The sequence below is a fragment of the Undibacterium sp. FW305-107 genome (assembly GCF_058788535.1).
In genome coordinates, this window is the sequence record NZ_JBYTAV010000002.1 from 222,859 (window position 1) to 238,024 (window position 15,166).

12 protein-coding genes and 2 pseudogenes are annotated in these 15,166 nt (G+C 49.8%); 13 read left to right on the forward strand and 1 reads right to left on the reverse strand.

What is annotated here, in order from left to right; translation table 11 throughout:
* The first annotated feature begins 6 nt into the window (after nucleotides 1-6).
* From nuoE to AC3WQT_RS05160, 13 genes and pseudogenes are all read left to right on the forward strand, one after another.
* On the forward strand, nucleotides 7-492 hold the full coding sequence (gene nuoE / locus AC3WQT_RS05100) for an NADH-quinone oxidoreductase subunit NuoE (RefSeq protein WP_422950386.1): 486 nt from the start codon (nucleotides 7-9) through the stop codon (nucleotides 490-492).
* Nucleotides 492-1,787 carry an NADH-quinone oxidoreductase subunit NuoF gene (nuoF, locus tag AC3WQT_RS05105; RefSeq protein ID WP_492702734.1) on the forward strand — a complete coding sequence of 432 codons (1,296 nt, stop codon included), beginning with the start codon at nucleotides 492-494 and terminating at the stop codon, nucleotides 1,785-1,787. The genes nuoE and nuoF overlap by 1 nt, the downstream gene beginning before the upstream one ends.
* A 32-nt stretch (nucleotides 1,788-1,819) precedes the next feature.
* Nucleotides 1,820-4,126 carry an NADH-quinone oxidoreductase subunit NuoG gene (gene nuoG / locus AC3WQT_RS05110; RefSeq protein WP_492702735.1) on the forward strand — a complete coding sequence of 769 codons (2,307 nt, stop codon included), beginning with the start codon at nucleotides 1,820-1,822 and terminating at the stop codon, nucleotides 4,124-4,126.
* A complete protein-coding gene (nuoH, locus tag AC3WQT_RS05115; RefSeq protein WP_492702736.1) occupies nucleotides 4,126-5,190 on the forward strand; it encodes an NADH-quinone oxidoreductase subunit NuoH in 1,065 nt (354 codons plus the stop codon). The genes nuoG and nuoH overlap by 1 nt, the downstream gene beginning before the upstream one ends.
* Nucleotides 5,191-5,202: 12 nt before the next feature.
* Complete coding sequence (gene nuoI / locus AC3WQT_RS05120) at nucleotides 5,203-5,691, forward strand: NADH-quinone oxidoreductase subunit NuoI (RefSeq protein WP_492702737.1); 489 nt, start codon at nucleotides 5,203-5,205, stop codon at nucleotides 5,689-5,691.
* Nucleotides 5,692-5,707: 16 nt separating this feature from the next.
* Nucleotides 5,708-6,355, forward strand: coding sequence for an NADH-quinone oxidoreductase subunit J (locus AC3WQT_RS05125; RefSeq protein WP_492703113.1), 648 nt, complete (start codon nucleotides 5,708-5,710; stop codon nucleotides 6,353-6,355).
* On the forward strand, nucleotides 6,356-6,670 hold the full coding sequence (gene nuoK, locus AC3WQT_RS05130) for an NADH-quinone oxidoreductase subunit NuoK (protein ID WP_162041807.1): 315 nt from the start codon (nucleotides 6,356-6,358) through the stop codon (nucleotides 6,668-6,670).
* 89 nt (nucleotides 6,671-6,759) lie between these two features.
* Nucleotides 6,760-8,847 (forward strand): NADH-quinone oxidoreductase subunit L, encoded by a 2,088-nt coding sequence (nuoL, locus tag AC3WQT_RS05135; protein WP_492702738.1) that lies wholly within the window; start codon nucleotides 6,760-6,762, stop codon nucleotides 8,845-8,847.
* A gap of 29 nt (nucleotides 8,848-8,876) precedes the next feature.
* Entirely contained in the window at nucleotides 8,877-10,367 is a 1,491-nt protein-coding gene (locus AC3WQT_RS05140; protein WP_492702739.1) for an NADH-quinone oxidoreductase subunit M, read from the forward strand.
* A gap of 73 nt (nucleotides 10,368-10,440) precedes the next feature.
* Nucleotides 10,441-11,925, forward strand: coding sequence for an NADH-quinone oxidoreductase subunit NuoN (gene nuoN / locus AC3WQT_RS05145; RefSeq protein WP_492702740.1), 1,485 nt, complete (start codon nucleotides 10,441-10,443; stop codon nucleotides 11,923-11,925).
* An 11-nt stretch (nucleotides 11,926-11,936) separates the two neighbouring features.
* Nucleotides 11,937-12,026: pseudogene (locus tag AC3WQT_RS05150) on the forward strand (DUF2818 family protein); the annotation flags it as partial.
* A 198-nt stretch (nucleotides 12,027-12,224) separates the two neighbouring features.
* Nucleotides 12,225-12,422: pseudogene (locus AC3WQT_RS05155) on the forward strand (DUF2818 family protein); the annotation flags it as partial.
* Entirely contained in the window at nucleotides 12,415-12,981 is a 567-nt protein-coding gene (locus AC3WQT_RS05160; protein ID WP_492702741.1) for an NUDIX domain-containing protein, read from the forward strand. The pseudogene AC3WQT_RS05155 and the gene AC3WQT_RS05160, both read left to right, overlap by 8 nt.
* 225 nt (nucleotides 12,982-13,206) lie before the next feature.
* Here the strand turns inward: AC3WQT_RS05160 and AC3WQT_RS05165 are convergent, their stop codons facing one another.
* Nucleotides 13,207-14,829 carry an electron transfer flavoprotein-ubiquinone oxidoreductase gene (locus AC3WQT_RS05165; RefSeq protein WP_492703115.1) on the reverse strand — a complete coding sequence of 541 codons (1,623 nt, stop codon included), beginning with the start codon at nucleotides 14,827-14,829 and terminating at the stop codon, nucleotides 13,207-13,209.
* Nucleotides 14,830-15,166 lie beyond the last annotated feature (337 nt).

Genomic DNA, 15,166 nt, shown 5'->3' on the forward strand with positions numbered 1-15,166 from the left:
TTAGCTATGGTGTTATCAGAGCAGGCATTTAAAAAAATTGATCGTGAACTTGCAAAGTTCCCGGCTGACCAGCGCCAGTCCGCTGTGATGGCCGCATTGGCTATTGCCCAGGATGAAACTGGCTGGGTATCTCCGGAAGTCATGCAGACTCTGGCTGACTACATCGGCATGCCGGCAGTAGCAGTGCAGGAAGTTGCGACTTTCTACAATATGTACAACACCAAGCCGGTAGGCAAGTTCAAGATTTCGGTCTGTACCAATCTGCCTTGCGCCTTGTCTGGTGGCGAACGCGCTGCACATCACCTGAAACAAAGACTCGGTATCGATTACAGGGAAACCACGGCAGATGGCCAGTTCACCCTGGTTGAAGGCGAATGCATGGGTGCCTGCGGTGATGCGCCTGTGATGCTGGTTAATAACAAACGCATGTGCAGTTTCATGTCGAATGAGAAAATTGACGGTCTGGTCAATGAATTGAAAGAGGTTAAATAATGACGAGTCTGCATAATCGCCATATTAAGCCTTTAATATTGGCTGGCCTGGATGGTAAAAACTGGCATTTGCAAGATTACGTAGCTCGCGGTGGCTATGAATCTTTGAAACGCATCCTCAATGAAAAAATCCCTCCTGAGCAAGTGATTGCTGAGTTGAAGGCTTCTTCTTTGCGTGGTCGCGGTGGTGCGGGCTTTCCTACCGGTTTGAAGTGGAGTTTCATGCCACGTCAGTTCCCTGGTCAAAAATATCTGGTCTGTAATACAGATGAGGGCGAGCCTGGTACATTCAAGGACCGTGACATTATCCGTTATAACCCACATGCGTTGATTGAAGGCATGGCCATAGGTGCTTACGCCATGGGGATTACGGTAGGTTACAACTACATCCACGGCGAAATTTTTGCCGACTACGACCGTTTCGAAGAAGCGCTGGAAGAAGCACGTGCAGCCAATATGCTGGGCGACAAGATTGCTGGTTCAGACTTCAACTTCCAGTTGCATGCTTTCCACGGCTATGGCGCGTACATCTGCGGTGAAGAAACAGCCTTGCTGGAATCGCTCGAAGGCAAGAAAGGTCAGCCACGCTTCAAGCCGCCTTTCCCTGCCAGCTTTGGTCTGTACGGCAAGCCAACCACGATCAATAACACAGAGACATTTGCTGCTGTGCCTTTCGTATTTGCCATGGGCGGTGAAAAATATGCTGCGCTGGGCAAGCCAAATAATGGTGGCACCAAAATTTTCTCAATGTCTGGTGACGTAGCAAAACCAGGCAATTATGAAGTGCCGCTGGGCACGCCATTTGCCACCTTGCTGGAACTGGCTGGTGGCATGCGTGACGGAAAAAAAATCAAGGCAGTTATTCCTGGCGGTTCCTCCATGCCGGTATTGACTGGTGAAGTCATGATGGCGACCGACATGGACTATGACTCCATCGCCAAGGCTGGCTCCATGCTGGGTTCTGGTGCTGTCATCGTCATGGATGAAACACGCTGCATGGTCAAGTCACTATTGCGCCTGTCTTATTTCTATTTTGAAGAGTCATGCGGTCAGTGCACACCTTGCCGTGAAGGTACTGGCTGGTTGTATCGCATGGTGCACAGGATAGAGCATGGTCATGGCCGTCCGGATGATCTGGATATGCTGAACTCCATCGCTGACAATATCCAGGGCAAAACGATTTGCGCTCTGGGTGATGCAGCGGCGATGCCGGTACGCGCAATGATTAAGAATTTCCGCGAAGAATTTGAATATCACATCGAGCATAAGCATTGCTTGGTGCCCACTTACATGTAAGCCAGCTTCGGTTAGCACACTTAGAGTAGACCATGGTTGAAATCGAAATAGACGGCAAAAAAGTCGAAGTCCAAGAGGGCAGTATGGTGATGGACGCTGCCAATAAGCTTGGCACCTACATCCCGCACTTTTGCTATCACAAAAAATTATCTATTGCGGCCAACTGCCGCATGTGTCTGGTCGAGGTTGAAAAAGCACCGAAGCCTTTGCCTGCCTGCGCGACACCTGTCACGCCAGGCATGATCGTTCGCTCTTCCAGCGACAAGGCAGTAAAAGCACAAAAAGCAGTGATGGAATTCCTGCTCATCAACCATCCGCTGGATTGCCCTATCTGCGATCAGGGTGGTGAATGCCAACTGCAGGATCTGGCTGTTGGTTATGGCGGCACTGCATCCCGTTACGACGAAGAAAAACGCGTGGTATTCCACAAGGACGTAGGTCCTCTGGTTTCCATGGAAGAAATGAGCCGTTGCATACACTGCACACGCTGCGTACGTTTCGGCCAGGAAATCGCTGGCGTCATGGAACTGGGCATGCTCAACCGTGGCGAGCATTCTGAAATCACTTCCTTTGTTGGCAAAACGGTTGACTCGGAATTGTCCGGCAACATGATCGATCTGTGTCCAGTCGGTGCACTGACATCCAAGCCTTTCCGTTACTCCGCCCGCACCTGGGAATTGTCCCGTCGTAAATCGGTCAGCGGTCATGATGGCCTGGGTTCCAACCTGATTGTTCAGGTCAAGAACAACAAGGTCATGCGCGTAGTGCCTCTGGAAAACGAAGAAATCAATGAATGCTGGATTTCTGACAAAGACCGTTTCTCTTACGAAGCACTGAACAGCACGGAACGCCTGACCAAGCCCATGATCAAGCAGGGCGGCGAATGGCAGGAAACTGACTGGCAAACAGCACTCGAATATGTTGCGCATGGTTTGCGTAACGTCAAGCATGAGCATGGTGCTGATGCTATCGCCGCTGTTGCTGCACCAAGTTCTACTCTGGAAGAACTGACACTGTTGCAACGCGTTGTGCGTGGCCTGGGTTCTGATAACGTTGATTTCCGTCTGCGCCAGTCTGACTTCGCACTGAATTCTTCTGTCAAACCTTGGCTGGGTACCAGCATCGCCAAATTTGGTCAGTTGAAAAACGTTTTTGTGATCGGTTCTTTCCTGCGTAAAGACCATCCTTTGCTGGCAGCCCGTCTGCGTCAATCAGTAAAAATGGGGGCCAAGCTCAGCATCCTGCATGCAACGAATGATGAATTGCTCATCAAGCTGGCAAACAATGCAATCGTAGCTCCATCACTGTGGACAGCGTTTCTGGCCGAAGTTGCAGTTGCTATTGCAGCCAAAAAAGAAATCGCCAAACCAGCAGGTTTCGAAGCAGTACAAGCGTCTGCCAAAGCAGAAGCGATTGCGGCCAGCCTGCTGGCTGGCAATGCCGGCGTATTCCTCGGTAACACAGCGTCTTACCATCCAGAAGCATCGCAATTGCATGCACTGGCCCAATGGATAGCAGAAAACGCAGGTACAGAATTTGGTTACCTGACAGAAGCAGCAAACACAGTTGGTGGCTACCTGGCAAACGCAATTCCTGCCAATAATGCCAAGCCAGTATTCACTGAAGCCAAAAAAGCTTACATCGTCTTGCATGCCGAGCCTTTGCTTGACAGCGCACATCCTGTACAAGCCAAAGCTGCATTGGACAATGCTGAAATGGTCGTCGTCATGTCACCATTCAAGCACGGTGCTGAATATGCTGATGTCTTGCTCCCAGTTTCTCCTTATACAGAAACATCCGGTACTTTCGTGAACTGCGAAGGCCGTGCACAAAGTTTCCACGGTGTGGTCAAACCGCTGGGCGATACGCGCCCTGCATGGAAAGTCTTGCGCGTACTTGGTAATTTGCTGGGCCTGGAAAACTTTGATTTTGAAACAGCAGAAGCAGTGCGCGCAACAGTATTGACGCAAACTGACCTGACTACACAATTGAACAACTCGTCCAAGCTGGCTCCATCAGTTCCTGTCAGCGCAACTGCTGGCATGGAACGTATTGCTGACGTTGGTATCTACAGCACAGACGCTATCGTACGCCGTGCAGAATCCCTGCAACTGACAGCCGATGCCCGTGCACCACAAGCATGGATCAGCCAGGTTGATGCTGGCAAGCTGGGTATCGCTGAAGGCGATATGGTGAGACTGAGCAAAACAGGATCTACCCTGATCCCGGTTGGAATCGATAAGTCCCTGCCTGATAATGTAGTCAGGATTGCTGCTGGCCATACGCTGACAGCCAATCTGGATGGTATGTTCGGTGCGATCAAACTGGAGCGTGCATAATGAATTTGCTGCTCTCTATCCATGAACTGGGTCAGCACTACCTTGGTGCTTTGTGGCTGCCTTTGTGGACGCTGATCAAGATTGTCTGCATTACTTTGCCAGTGATGGGTTGCGTCGCCTACCTGACCTTGTGGGAACGCAAGATGATAGGCTGGATGCATATCCGTCTTGGCCCTAATCGTGTAGGTCCTGCAGGCTTGTTGCAGCCTATTGCTGATGCGCTGAAGCTGTTGCTGAAAGAAATCGTCATCCCGGCCAAGGCCAATAAAGTCTTGTTCGTATTGGCACCTATCATGACCATCATGCCAGCACTGGCAGCCTGGTCGGTAGTTCCATTTGGTCCTGAAACTGTATTGGCAAACGTCAATGCAGGTTTGCTGCTGATCATGGCAATCACTTCAATGGAAGTTTACGGCATCATCATCGCCGGTTGGGCATCCAACTCCAAGTATGCTTTCCTTGGTGCCATGCGTGCTTCTGCACAGATGGTGTCGTATGAAATCGCCATGGGCTTCGTACTGGTTATCGTGCTGATGGTGTCTGGCAGCCTGAACATGACCGACATCGTTAACGCCCAGACCAAAGGTTTTGCGGCCAGTCATGGTTTCAACCTGTTCTCGTGGAACTGGTTGCCATTGTTGCCTATGTTCGTGGTGTATGTAATTTCCGGTATCGCTGAAACCAACCGTCATCCGTTTGACGTGGTCGAAGGTGAATCCGAGATCGTTGCCGGTCATATGGTGGAATACTCTGGTATGTCTTTCGCCATGTTCTTCCTGGCTGAATACGCCAATATGATTTTGATCTCTGCCATGGCATCCCTGATGTTTCTTGGCGGCTGGTCTGCACCGTTCAGTTTCCTGGATTTCATCCCTGGCTGGATCTGGCTCGGTATCAAGACTTTTGTTGTGGTTTCCATGTTCATCTGGGCACGCGCATCTTTCCCACGCTATCGCTATGATCAGATCATGCGCCTGGGCTGGAAAGTATTTATCCCGCTGACTCTGGTGTATCTGGTGATCGTCGCAGCATGGATGCAAACTCCATGGAATATTTGGAAGTAAGAGGCTAAAAAAATGGAAGCAATCAAGGATTTTTTTGGCAGCCTGATGCTGCGCGAGCTGATCAAGGGCCTGGCCCTGACAGGCCGCTATATGTTTGCCCGCAAGATCACGGTGCAATTTCCTGAGGAAAAAACACCGCAGTCTCCACGTTTCCGTGGTCTGCATGCCTTGCGTCGCTACCCGAATGGGGAAGAGCGTTGCATCGCTTGTAAATTGTGTGAAGCAGTGTGCCCGGCAATGGCAATCACGATCGAATCTGAGCAGCGTGCTGATGGTACTCGCCGTACTACTCGTTATGACATTGATCTGACCAAGTGTATTTTCTGCGGTTTTTGCGAAGAGTCCTGCCCGGTCGATTCCATCGTGGAAACCCATGTACTGGAATATCACGGTGAAAAACGCGGCGATCTGTATTTCACCAAAGAGATGTTGTTGGCTGTAGGTGATCGTTACGAGCCACAAATTGCAGCAGCGCGTGCCGCTGATGCCACATACCGCTAACTGGACCTGGTTCGATATGGAATTTACTACCGTTTTATTTTATGTTTTCTCAGCGATTATGATAGTCGCTGCGATTCAGGTGATTTCTGCACGTAACCCTGTGCATGCCGCCTTGTTCCTGGTACTGACATTCTTCAATGCTGCAGGTATCTGGTTGTTGCTGAAGGCCGAGTTCCTGGCCATCGTACTGGTGCTGGTGTATGTCGGTGCGGTCATGGTGCTGTTCCTGTTCGTCGTGATGATGCTGGACATCAACCTCGACAAACTGAGGGAAGGTTTCTGGAGCCACTTTCCATTGGCTGCGGCAGTCGGTGTCATCATCGTGCTGGAAATGTCGGCAGTTTTGCTGCGCGGCTTCCTGCGTCCGGACAATCACGTACCGGCAGCTGCTGACAAGATAGGTAATACCAAATACCTGGGTATAGAGATTTTCACACATTATCAGTTTGCTTTTGAAGTCGCTGCAGCCATTCTGCTGCTGGCTATCATTGCCGCGGTTGCCCTGACTTTGCGTCGTCGTAAAGACAGCAAGTATTTTGATCCTGCAGCTGCAGTCAAAGTGAAAGCCAAGGACCGTATCCGTATCGTCAGCATGAAGGCTGAATCCGAACGCGCTGAGAATAATGCCACTGCTGCGGCAGCTACTGTGAATCCGGAGGCTTAAATGGCTTTGACTTTGAGTTTGACGCACTATCTGATTTTGGGCGCAATCCTGTTTGCGATTTCCATCGTCGGTATTTTCCTCAACCGTAAAAACATCATCGTCTTGCTGATGGCAATTGAATTGATGTTGCTGGCTGTGAACATCAATTTCATCGCATTCTCCCATTATCTGGGTGATGCAGCAGGGCAGGTATTCGTCTTCTTCATACTTACCGTTGCTGCTGCTGAGTCAGCGATAGGTCTGGCGATTCTGGTGGTCTTGTTCCGTAATCTGGACACCATCAATGTCGAAGACCTGGATGCATTAAAAGGTTAATCAGGTTAATGGTGCGGAATGTCGTGAATCGCGGCATTCCGGTATACGCTGGCGATTTAGAAAAGTAATAAAGCTAACAAAGGGTCATCATGGCGGGGCAACTTAACCCACAATTATTATTGGCAGTACCACTGGCGCCGCTGGTCGGGTCTGCTATTGCAGGTTTGCTAGGAACGAAGTTTTTCGGCAATGTGGTTGGCCGCAAGGTATCGCATACAGTCACCATACTTGGTGTGCTGATTGCACTGATCATCTCTTGCATGACCTTGTCTGCCGTGATGGATGGCGCAATTTATAACGAGACCCTGTATCAATGGATGAAGGTCGGTAACATGAAACTGGAAGTCGGTTTCATGGTAGACAGCCTGACAGCCGTGATGATGTGCGTTGTGACCTTTGTGTCGCTGATGGTGCATATCTACACAATTGGCTATATGGCAGAAGACGAAGGCTATAACCGCTTCTTCTCGTATATCTCCCTGTTCACCTTCGCCATGCTGATGCTGGTGATGAGCAACAATTTCCTGCAATTGTTCTTTGGCTGGGAAGCTGTGGGTCTGGTTTCTTATTTGCTGATCGGTTTCTGGTACACCAAACCAACGGCGATCTACGCCAATATGAAAGCCTTTCTGGTTAACCGTGTCGGTGACTTTGGTTTCATCCTGGGTATAGGCTTGCTGGTCGCTAATACCGGTTCCATGAACTACGTTGAAGTATTCGCCAAGAAAAATGAACTGGCAGCCATGTTGTTGCCTCATACAGACTGGATGCTGATTACTGTTGCCTGTATCTGCCTGTTTATTGGCGCGATGGGTAAGTCTGCACAATTCCCTCTGCATGTCTGGTTGCCAGACTCGATGGAAGGCCCAACCCCGATTTCTGCACTGATCCACGCGGCGACCATGGTTACCGCAGGTATCTTCATGGTGTCACGCATGTCACCATTGTTTGAATTGTCTGACACTGCCTTGTCCTTCATCCTGGTGATAGGTGCGATTACTGCGCTGTTCATGGGTTTCATGGGTATCATCCAGAACGATATCAAACGCGTGGTGGCTTACTCCACATTGTCACAACTGGGTTATATGACAGTGGCACTGGGTGCTTCTGCTTACTCGGTTGCGGTATTCCATCTGATGACACATGCTTTCTTTAAAGCGCTGCTGTTCCTGGGTGCCGGTTCCGTGATTATCGGTATGCACCATGATCAGGATATCCGCAACATGGGGGGCTTGAGAAAGTACATGCCGATTACATGGCTGACATCTCTGGCTGGTTCGCTGGCATTGATAGGTACACCATTCCTGTCCGGTTTCTATTCCAAGGACAGTATTATCGAGGCAGTGCAGGCCAGTCATTTGCCTGGCGCCGGTTTTGCCCAGTTTGCTGTACTGGCAGGTGTATTTGTGACGGCATTCTATTCTTTCCGCATGTATTTCCTGGTCTTCCACGGCAAGGAAAATTTCGGCAAGGCGCATGCACATGATCATCACGATGATCATAAAGTTGCACATAAGGATGCACACAAAGACGACCACCATGCTGCTGACGATCATCATGATGATCACCACCATGGTCTGGCTCCGGGTCAGAAACCGCATGAGTCTCCTATGGTTGTCTGGCTGCCTCTGGTCTTGCTGGCTATTCCTTCGCTGTTTATTGGTGCGATCGCAATTGAACCGATGTTGTTTGGCGGCTTCTTCAAAAACGTCATTTTCGTTAATGAAGCACATCATGCGATGGAAGAGCTCAAGCACGAATTCCATGGTGCTGGTGCGATGGGTCTGCATTCCTTCATGACGCCACCATTCTGGCTTGCGCTGGCAGGTGTGGTAACTGCTTATGTGTTCTACATGGTCAAACCTGAAATTCCGGCAGCGATCAAGAAGGCAGTCAACCCACTGTACACCTTGCTTGAAAACAAATACTACATGGACCGTTTTAACGAAATCGTGTTTGCCGGTGGCGCACGTGTACTCGGTGGCGGCCTGTGGAATATTGGTGACAAAGGCCTCATCGATGGCCTGGTAGTTAACGGCAGCGCGAAACTGGTTGGCTGGGTCTCCAAATTGATACGTCATTTGCAGAGTGGTTATATCTATCACTATGCATTTGTGATGATACTCGGCGTGATGGGATTCCTGGCTTATACAGTGCTGTTTCCCTTTGCTAAATAAGTGACCACGGCTATAAAAAGATAATTACTATGCAGTCTACTTCTACTCTACTTAGCCTTTCGATCTGGTTACCGATAGCCTTCGGTATCTTCATACTGGCCTTTGGTCGCGATAATAATCCCGCCCTGGTGCGCGGTGTTGCACTGATCGGTTCTATCTGCAGCTTTATCGTCACGCTGCCCTTGATCAAGCTTTTTGACAATGCTGCGCATGGCATGCAGTTTGTTGAAAAATATACCTGGATAGAACGCTTCAATGTGTTTTATGCACTGGGTATAGACGGCATTTCATTGTGGCTGGTGCCTCTGACAGCTTTCATCACCGTGATCGTCGTGATCGCAGCATGGGAAGTCATAGAAAAACAGGTTGCCCAATACATGGGTGCCTTCCTGATTTTGTCAGGCTTGATGATAGGCGTGTTCTGTGCAACTGACGGTATGTTGTTCTATGTCTTCTTTGAAGCCACGCTTATCCCTATGTACATCATTGTTGGTGTCTGGGGTGGTCCGAACCGTGTGTATGCAGCGTTCAAGTTCTTCCTGTACACCCTGATGGGTTCTTTGCTGACGCTGATTGCCATCATCTACCTGTACCTGAAAGCCGGTCACTCATTTGATATCCTGGTATGGCATAAACTGCCTTTGCCATTGACTACCCAGATCATGATCTTCTGCGCCTTCCTGATGGCGTTTGCAGTCAAGGTGCCAATGTGGCCAGTACATACCTGGTTGCCTGACGCTCACGTAGAAGCACCTACTGGTGGTTCCGTGGTACTGGCTGCCATCATGCTGAAACTGGGTGCTTATGGTTTCCTGCGTTTCTCTTTGCCTATCGCACCTGACGCCAGCCATTACATGGCAGGTTTCATGATCACATTGTCTTTGATCGCCGTTATTTATATCGGCTTGGTGGCATTGGTACAAAAAGATATGAAAAAGCTGGTCGCGTATTCTTCAATTGCGCACATGGGCTTTGTGACTCTGGGCTTCTTCATGTTCAACGACATGTCTGTGCAGGGCGCTATTGTACAAATGATTTCTCACGGCTTTATCTCTGGCGCGATGTTCCTGTGTATCGGTGTCTTGTATGACCGCGTACATTCCCGTGAAATTGCTGACTACGGTGGTGTGGTTCATACCATGCCTAAATTTGCTGCCTTGTTCGTGTTGTTCTCCATGGCTAACTGCGGCTTGCCGGCAACTTCCGGTTTCGTTGGTGAGTTCATGGTGATCCTGGGTGCAGTACAGTTTAATTTCTGGATAGGCATGCTGGCAGCAACAGCTCTGATTTTTGGTGCAGCCTACTCTCTGTGGATGGTCAAGCGCGTTGTGTTTGGCAATATCACGAATGAACATGTGGCTCATCTGAGTGACCTGAATAAACGTGAATTCTTCATGCTGGGTGTGTTGGCAATAGCGGTACTGGTAATGGGTTTGTATCCGGCTCCATTTACAGATGCAATGCAGGTCTCGGTAACTGATCTGTTGCAACACGTGGCAGTTCCCAAGCTGACACCCTGACCGGGAATTTGGATAAGCAAGCCACGGCAACCTGGATCAGGCAGTCGTGGCAGCAGATCAATGCTAGTAAAAAATGAATAATATGAACCTGATACCACTTTATCCTGAAATCTTTTTGCTGCTGGCGATTTGCGCCATCTTGCTGATCGATATGTTTTTGCCTGACAGCAAACGCAATGTGACATATGCGCTGAGCATACTGGCTTTGACGATCTGTGGTGTCCTGACTGTGCTATTCGCTGATCCGGTGAAGTCGGAGTATGTCAGTAACAACATGTTTGTTTCTGATCCCATGGCAGTGCTGCTGAAACTGTTTTCTTATATCGCAGTAGGTGTCACCCTGATTTATTCACGTCAATACGTCAGCGACCGCGCCATGACCAATACCCACCTTGGTGGCGAGTACTATGTGTTGGCGCTATTTGCCTTGCTGGGCCAGATGGTGATGATTTCAGGTAATAACTTCCTGGTGATTTACCTGGGCCTGGAATTGATGTCCCTGTCACTGTATGCCCTGGTTGCCCTGCGTCGTGACCATACTGTTTCTACCGAAGCGGCGATGAAGTATTTCATCCTGGGTGCGCTGGCTTCTGGTTTCATGTTGTATGGTATTTCCATGTTGTACGGTGCTACAGGTTCCTTGCAACTGAGTGAAGTTGTGAAGGTGACTGCTACTGCAACAGCGAATAAAACCATCCTGGTATTCGGTATTGTTTTCCTGGTTGCCGGCCTGGCGTTTAAACTGGGTGTGGTACCTTTCCATATGTGGGTGCCCGACGTCTATCAGGGCGCACCAACTGCAGTGACCCTGCTACTGGGTGGCGCACCTAAACTGGCAGCATTTGCAATCACCTTCCGTTTGTTGGTCGAAGGCTTGTTCCCGTTGGCAGTTGACTGGCAACAAATGCTGGTAGTGCTGGCAGTCTTGTCAATGGCGATTGGTAACCTGACCGCGATTGCGCAAACGAATCTGAAGCGTATGCTGGCTTATTCCACCATTTCGCAAATGGGTTTCATGCTGCTGGGCCTGTTGTCCGGCGTGGCAAATGGCAATTCTGATCTGGCAGTTGATGCTTACAGTTCTTCCATGTTCTACAGCATCACCTATGTCTTGACAACGTTGGGTACTTTCGGTGTCATCATGTTGCTGGCACGTTCAGGCTTTGAGGCAGAAAATCTGGAAGATCTGAAAGGTTTGAACAAGCGCAATCCATGGTTTGCCCTGGTCATGTTGCTGCTGATGTTCTCGTTGGCTGGTATCCCGCCTATGATGGGTTTCTATGCCAAGCTGTCGGTCTTGCAGGCAGTTTTGTCCACTGGCAAATTATGGCTGGCCCTGGTCGCCGTGGCATTCTCGCTGATTGGTACTTTCTATTACCTGCGCATCGTCAAACTCATGTACTTTGATGATCCGCTGGATCATAGTCCTATCGTTGCCAGCACTGACATGCGCATGGTCTTGAGCGTGAATGGCCTGATCGTCGTGGTTCTGGGTATCTTGCCGGGTTCTCTGATGACAGCCTGCGTGAATGCCATTTCCAATACACTTAAATACTGATACGGCCAGCAGTGGGTAATTCTGCATCTACCTGGCTGATCATCGTGTTGGCAGTGCTCGCTGCCAACCTGCCTTTCTTGAATGAGCGCTGCTTTGCTATTATTGGTTTGCAGCGCTTCGCATTTCTCAAATCTATTTTCTTTTGGAAATCAGCTTCCTCATCTGCAGTGGATTTGGCTGTTGCTACTCCGGCTGTTGAAGATGACGATGTGAATGCGACATCCATCATCACGAATGATGTGCCTGTGCGTACTAGGCCTGCATATTCTGAAGCACCAGAAATGAATGTGGCTGTTCAGGTAAAGTCGCTGTGGTTGCGTCTTTTTGAACTCATCATCCTGTATTTTTGTGTCGGTGGCATTGCTTTTGTCCTTGAGTCGGCCGCAGGTAACCGCTTCCCGCAGGGATGGGAGTTTTATGCGATCAATGCCTGCCTTTTCCTGGTATTGGCTTTTCCCGGTTTTGTGTATCGCTATCTGAAGCGCAATCATGGTTGAGAAAATCACCAGCAAACTCGATCTGCAAGAAACCAAGATCAGCAGCGAGCTGGTGTACGAGGGCAGTTTCCTCAAAGTCGACAAAGACGTCGTATCCTTGCCTGATGGACAGACAGCTACCCGTGAATACATACGTCACCCTGGTGCTGTGGTTATCATTCCTTTGTTTGACGATGGCCGCATCCTGCTGGAAAAACAGTTCCGCTATCCCTTGCATCAGGTCTTCATAGAATTCCCGGCTGGCAAAATAGATGCAGGTGAAGACCCCTTGCTGTGCGCCCAGCGCGAGTTGCGCGAAGAAACCGGCTACACCGCCAGCGACTGGTCTTTTGTCTGCACCATACACAATGCCATTGCGTATTCAGACGAGCATCTTGACATCTACCTGGCCAAGGGTTTGACGGCAGGGCAGGCCACCCTCGATGAAGAAGAATTTCTCGAAGTATTTACCGCCACCCTTCCAGAAATGCTGGACTGGATCAAATCCGGCCATATCACCGACGTGAAAACTGTCATAGGCACATTCTGGCTGGAGAAAATTCTGGCGGGTAAATGGTAATTAAAACTTGAAGTGATAGAAATCTTGAAAACGAAAAAGCCGCTGATCAGCGGCTTTTTCGCATCAGAACTTCATTTCAAACAGCAGTGCCAAGAAGGCTTGAGTAAGCGTAGCGAGCAACGCAAGTTTGAGTTAAGAAGCGCAGTCGTGCGAACGTACGATGACGAATCTGCAAAAACAGCAGGCTCAAAATTGCGCTGCGCAGTAGCTTAATCAGGACTTCGACTACATGTTTGGATAATTAGGTCCTCCCCCACCTTCAGGCGTTACCCAGACGATGTTCTGCGTTGGATCCTTGATATCGCAAGTCTTGCAATGCACGCAGTTTTGCGCATTGATTTGCAGGCGGTCTGCGCCTTCTTCCGTTTTCACGAACTCATATACACCAGCCGGGCAATAACGCGCTTCAGGGCCAGCAAATTTGGCCAGGTTGACTGCGACTGGCACATCAGCATTTTTCAAGGTCAGATGAATCGGCTGGTCTTCTGCATGATTGGTATTCGAGATAAATACTGATGACAGGCGGTCAAAAGTCAGCTTGCCATCCGGCTTTGGATAAACGATAGGCTTGCATTCCGAAGCAGGGCGCAGGCATTCATGATCAGCCTTGCTGTGATGCAAGGTCCATGGTGCCTTGCCACGCAAGACCACCTGATCCAGCCATACCAGTGGTGAACCATAAGTGCCGCGCTTGAGCAGGGGTTTGACATTGCGGGCAGTGTACAGCTCGTCATGCAGCCAAGATTGCTCAAACGCTGTTGAATAAGCGCTCAGCTCATCATGCTGGCGGTTGGCAGATACCGCTTCAAAGGCCGCCGCTGCAGCCAGCATGCCGGTCTTGATTGCTGCATGGCTACCCTTGATGCGGCTCATGTTGAGGAAACCGGCATCGCAACCTATCAATGCACCGCCAGGGAACACCAGTTTGGGCAGGGATTGCAAGCCACCGGCAGTAATCGCACGCGCGCCATAAGAAATACGTTTGCCACCTTCAAAGAAAGTGCGGATAGAAGGGTGGGTCTTGAAGCGCTGAAATTCTTCGTAAGGCGACAGGTAAGGATTTTCATAGGCGAGGCCAACCACGTAGCCAACTGCCACCAGATTGTCTTCCAGGTGGTACAGGAAAGAGCCGCTGTACTGGTCCATCAATGGCCAGCCGGTAGTGTGTACCACCAGGCCGGGTTTGTGTTGCTTCGGATCGATTTCCCACAATTCCTTGATGCCTATACCATAGGATTGCGGGTCTTTGCCCTTGTTCAAATCGTATTTAGCGATGACTTGCTTGCCCAGGTGGCCACGTGCACCTTCGGCAAACAGGGTGTATTTTGCATGTAATTCCATGCCGAGCTGGAAAGAAGAAGTCGGCTGGCCGTGACGGTCTACGCCCATATTGCCAGTGGCAACGCCTTTGACGGAGCCATCTTCGTTGTACAAGACTTCTGCTGCGGCAAAGCCAGGGAATACTTCTACGCCCAGGGCTTCAGCCTGCTGACCCAGCCAGCGTGTGACATTGGCGAGGGAGACGATGTAGTTGCCATGATTCTCAAAGCAGGCAGGCAACATCCAGTTGGGTGTGCGGTATGCGCTTTTCTCTGTCAATACCAGGACACGGTCTTCAGTAACTTCAGTATTCAATGGTGCGCCCATTTCCTTCCAGTTAGGAAAGAGTTCGGTCAGGGCTTTGGGGTCCATGACTGCGCCAGACAGAATGTGGGCACCAGGTTCGCCACCTTTTTCGAGTACGCAGACTGATACTTCCGTGCCTTTTTCTGCGGCCAGTTGCTTCAGCTTGATGGCTGCCGACAAGCCAGCGGGTCCACCACCAACGACGACGACGTCATATTCCATTGCGTCGCGGGGACCGTACTGTTCAAGTATGCTTTGTGTCATGGCTATTTTCACTTTCTGAAGATTTTCGAACGAGCGTGCTTATTTGCTGTCAGCATGTTATCTGCTGTGGATATATTGCGCAAGCGAGGACATGCTCGAATTTTTTGGACTTACGCAAAATTGTCCCAGCTGTGTTGCAGCACCTAGTCGTACTAAAGTACTGCCTTCGTTGCTATGCCTTGTTGGGACAATTTTGCGCAAGTCCTGACCAGTGATGCGCAAAATACACAGAATTATCGCAGAGCCAACTTTGGTATGCATCAAGATCATGCCAAATAGCAGGAAAATTTCTGTA

Excerpts from the sequence above, each read along its gene's own strand:
- nuoH (WP_492702736.1), top strand. The coding sequence starts at position 4,126 with ATGAATTTGCTGCTCTCTATCCATGAACTGGGTCAGCACTACCTTGGT.
- nuoN (WP_492702740.1), top strand. The coding sequence starts at position 10,441 with ATGAATAATATGAACCTGATACCACTTTATCCTGAAATCTTTTTGCTG.
- AC3WQT_RS05140 (WP_492702739.1), top strand. The coding sequence starts at position 8,877 with ATGCAGTCTACTTCTACTCTACTTAGCCTTTCGATCTGGTTACCGATA.
- AC3WQT_RS05165 (WP_492703115.1), bottom strand. The coding sequence starts at position 14,829 with ATGGAATATGACGTCGTCGTCGTTGGTGGTGGACCCGCTGGCTTGTCG.
- nuoG (WP_492702735.1), top strand. The coding sequence starts at position 1,820 with ATGGTTGAAATCGAAATAGACGGCAAAAAAGTCGAAGTCCAAGAGGGC.
- nuoL (WP_492702738.1), top strand. The coding sequence starts at position 6,760 with ATGGCGGGGCAACTTAACCCACAATTATTATTGGCAGTACCACTGGCG.
- AC3WQT_RS05125 (WP_492703113.1), top strand. The coding sequence starts at position 5,708 with ATGGAATTTACTACCGTTTTATTTTATGTTTTCTCAGCGATTATGATA.
- nuoK (WP_162041807.1), top strand. The coding sequence starts at position 6,356 with ATGGCTTTGACTTTGAGTTTGACGCACTATCTGATTTTGGGCGCAATC.
- nuoI (WP_492702737.1), top strand. The coding sequence starts at position 5,203 with ATGGAAGCAATCAAGGATTTTTTTGGCAGCCTGATGCTGCGCGAGCTG.
- AC3WQT_RS05160 (WP_492702741.1), top strand. The coding sequence starts at position 12,415 with ATGGTTGAGAAAATCACCAGCAAACTCGATCTGCAAGAAACCAAGATC.
- nuoF (WP_492702734.1), top strand. The coding sequence starts at position 492 with ATGACGAGTCTGCATAATCGCCATATTAAGCCTTTAATATTGGCTGGC.
- nuoE (WP_422950386.1), top strand. The coding sequence starts at position 7 with ATGGTGTTATCAGAGCAGGCATTTAAAAAAATTGATCGTGAACTTGCA.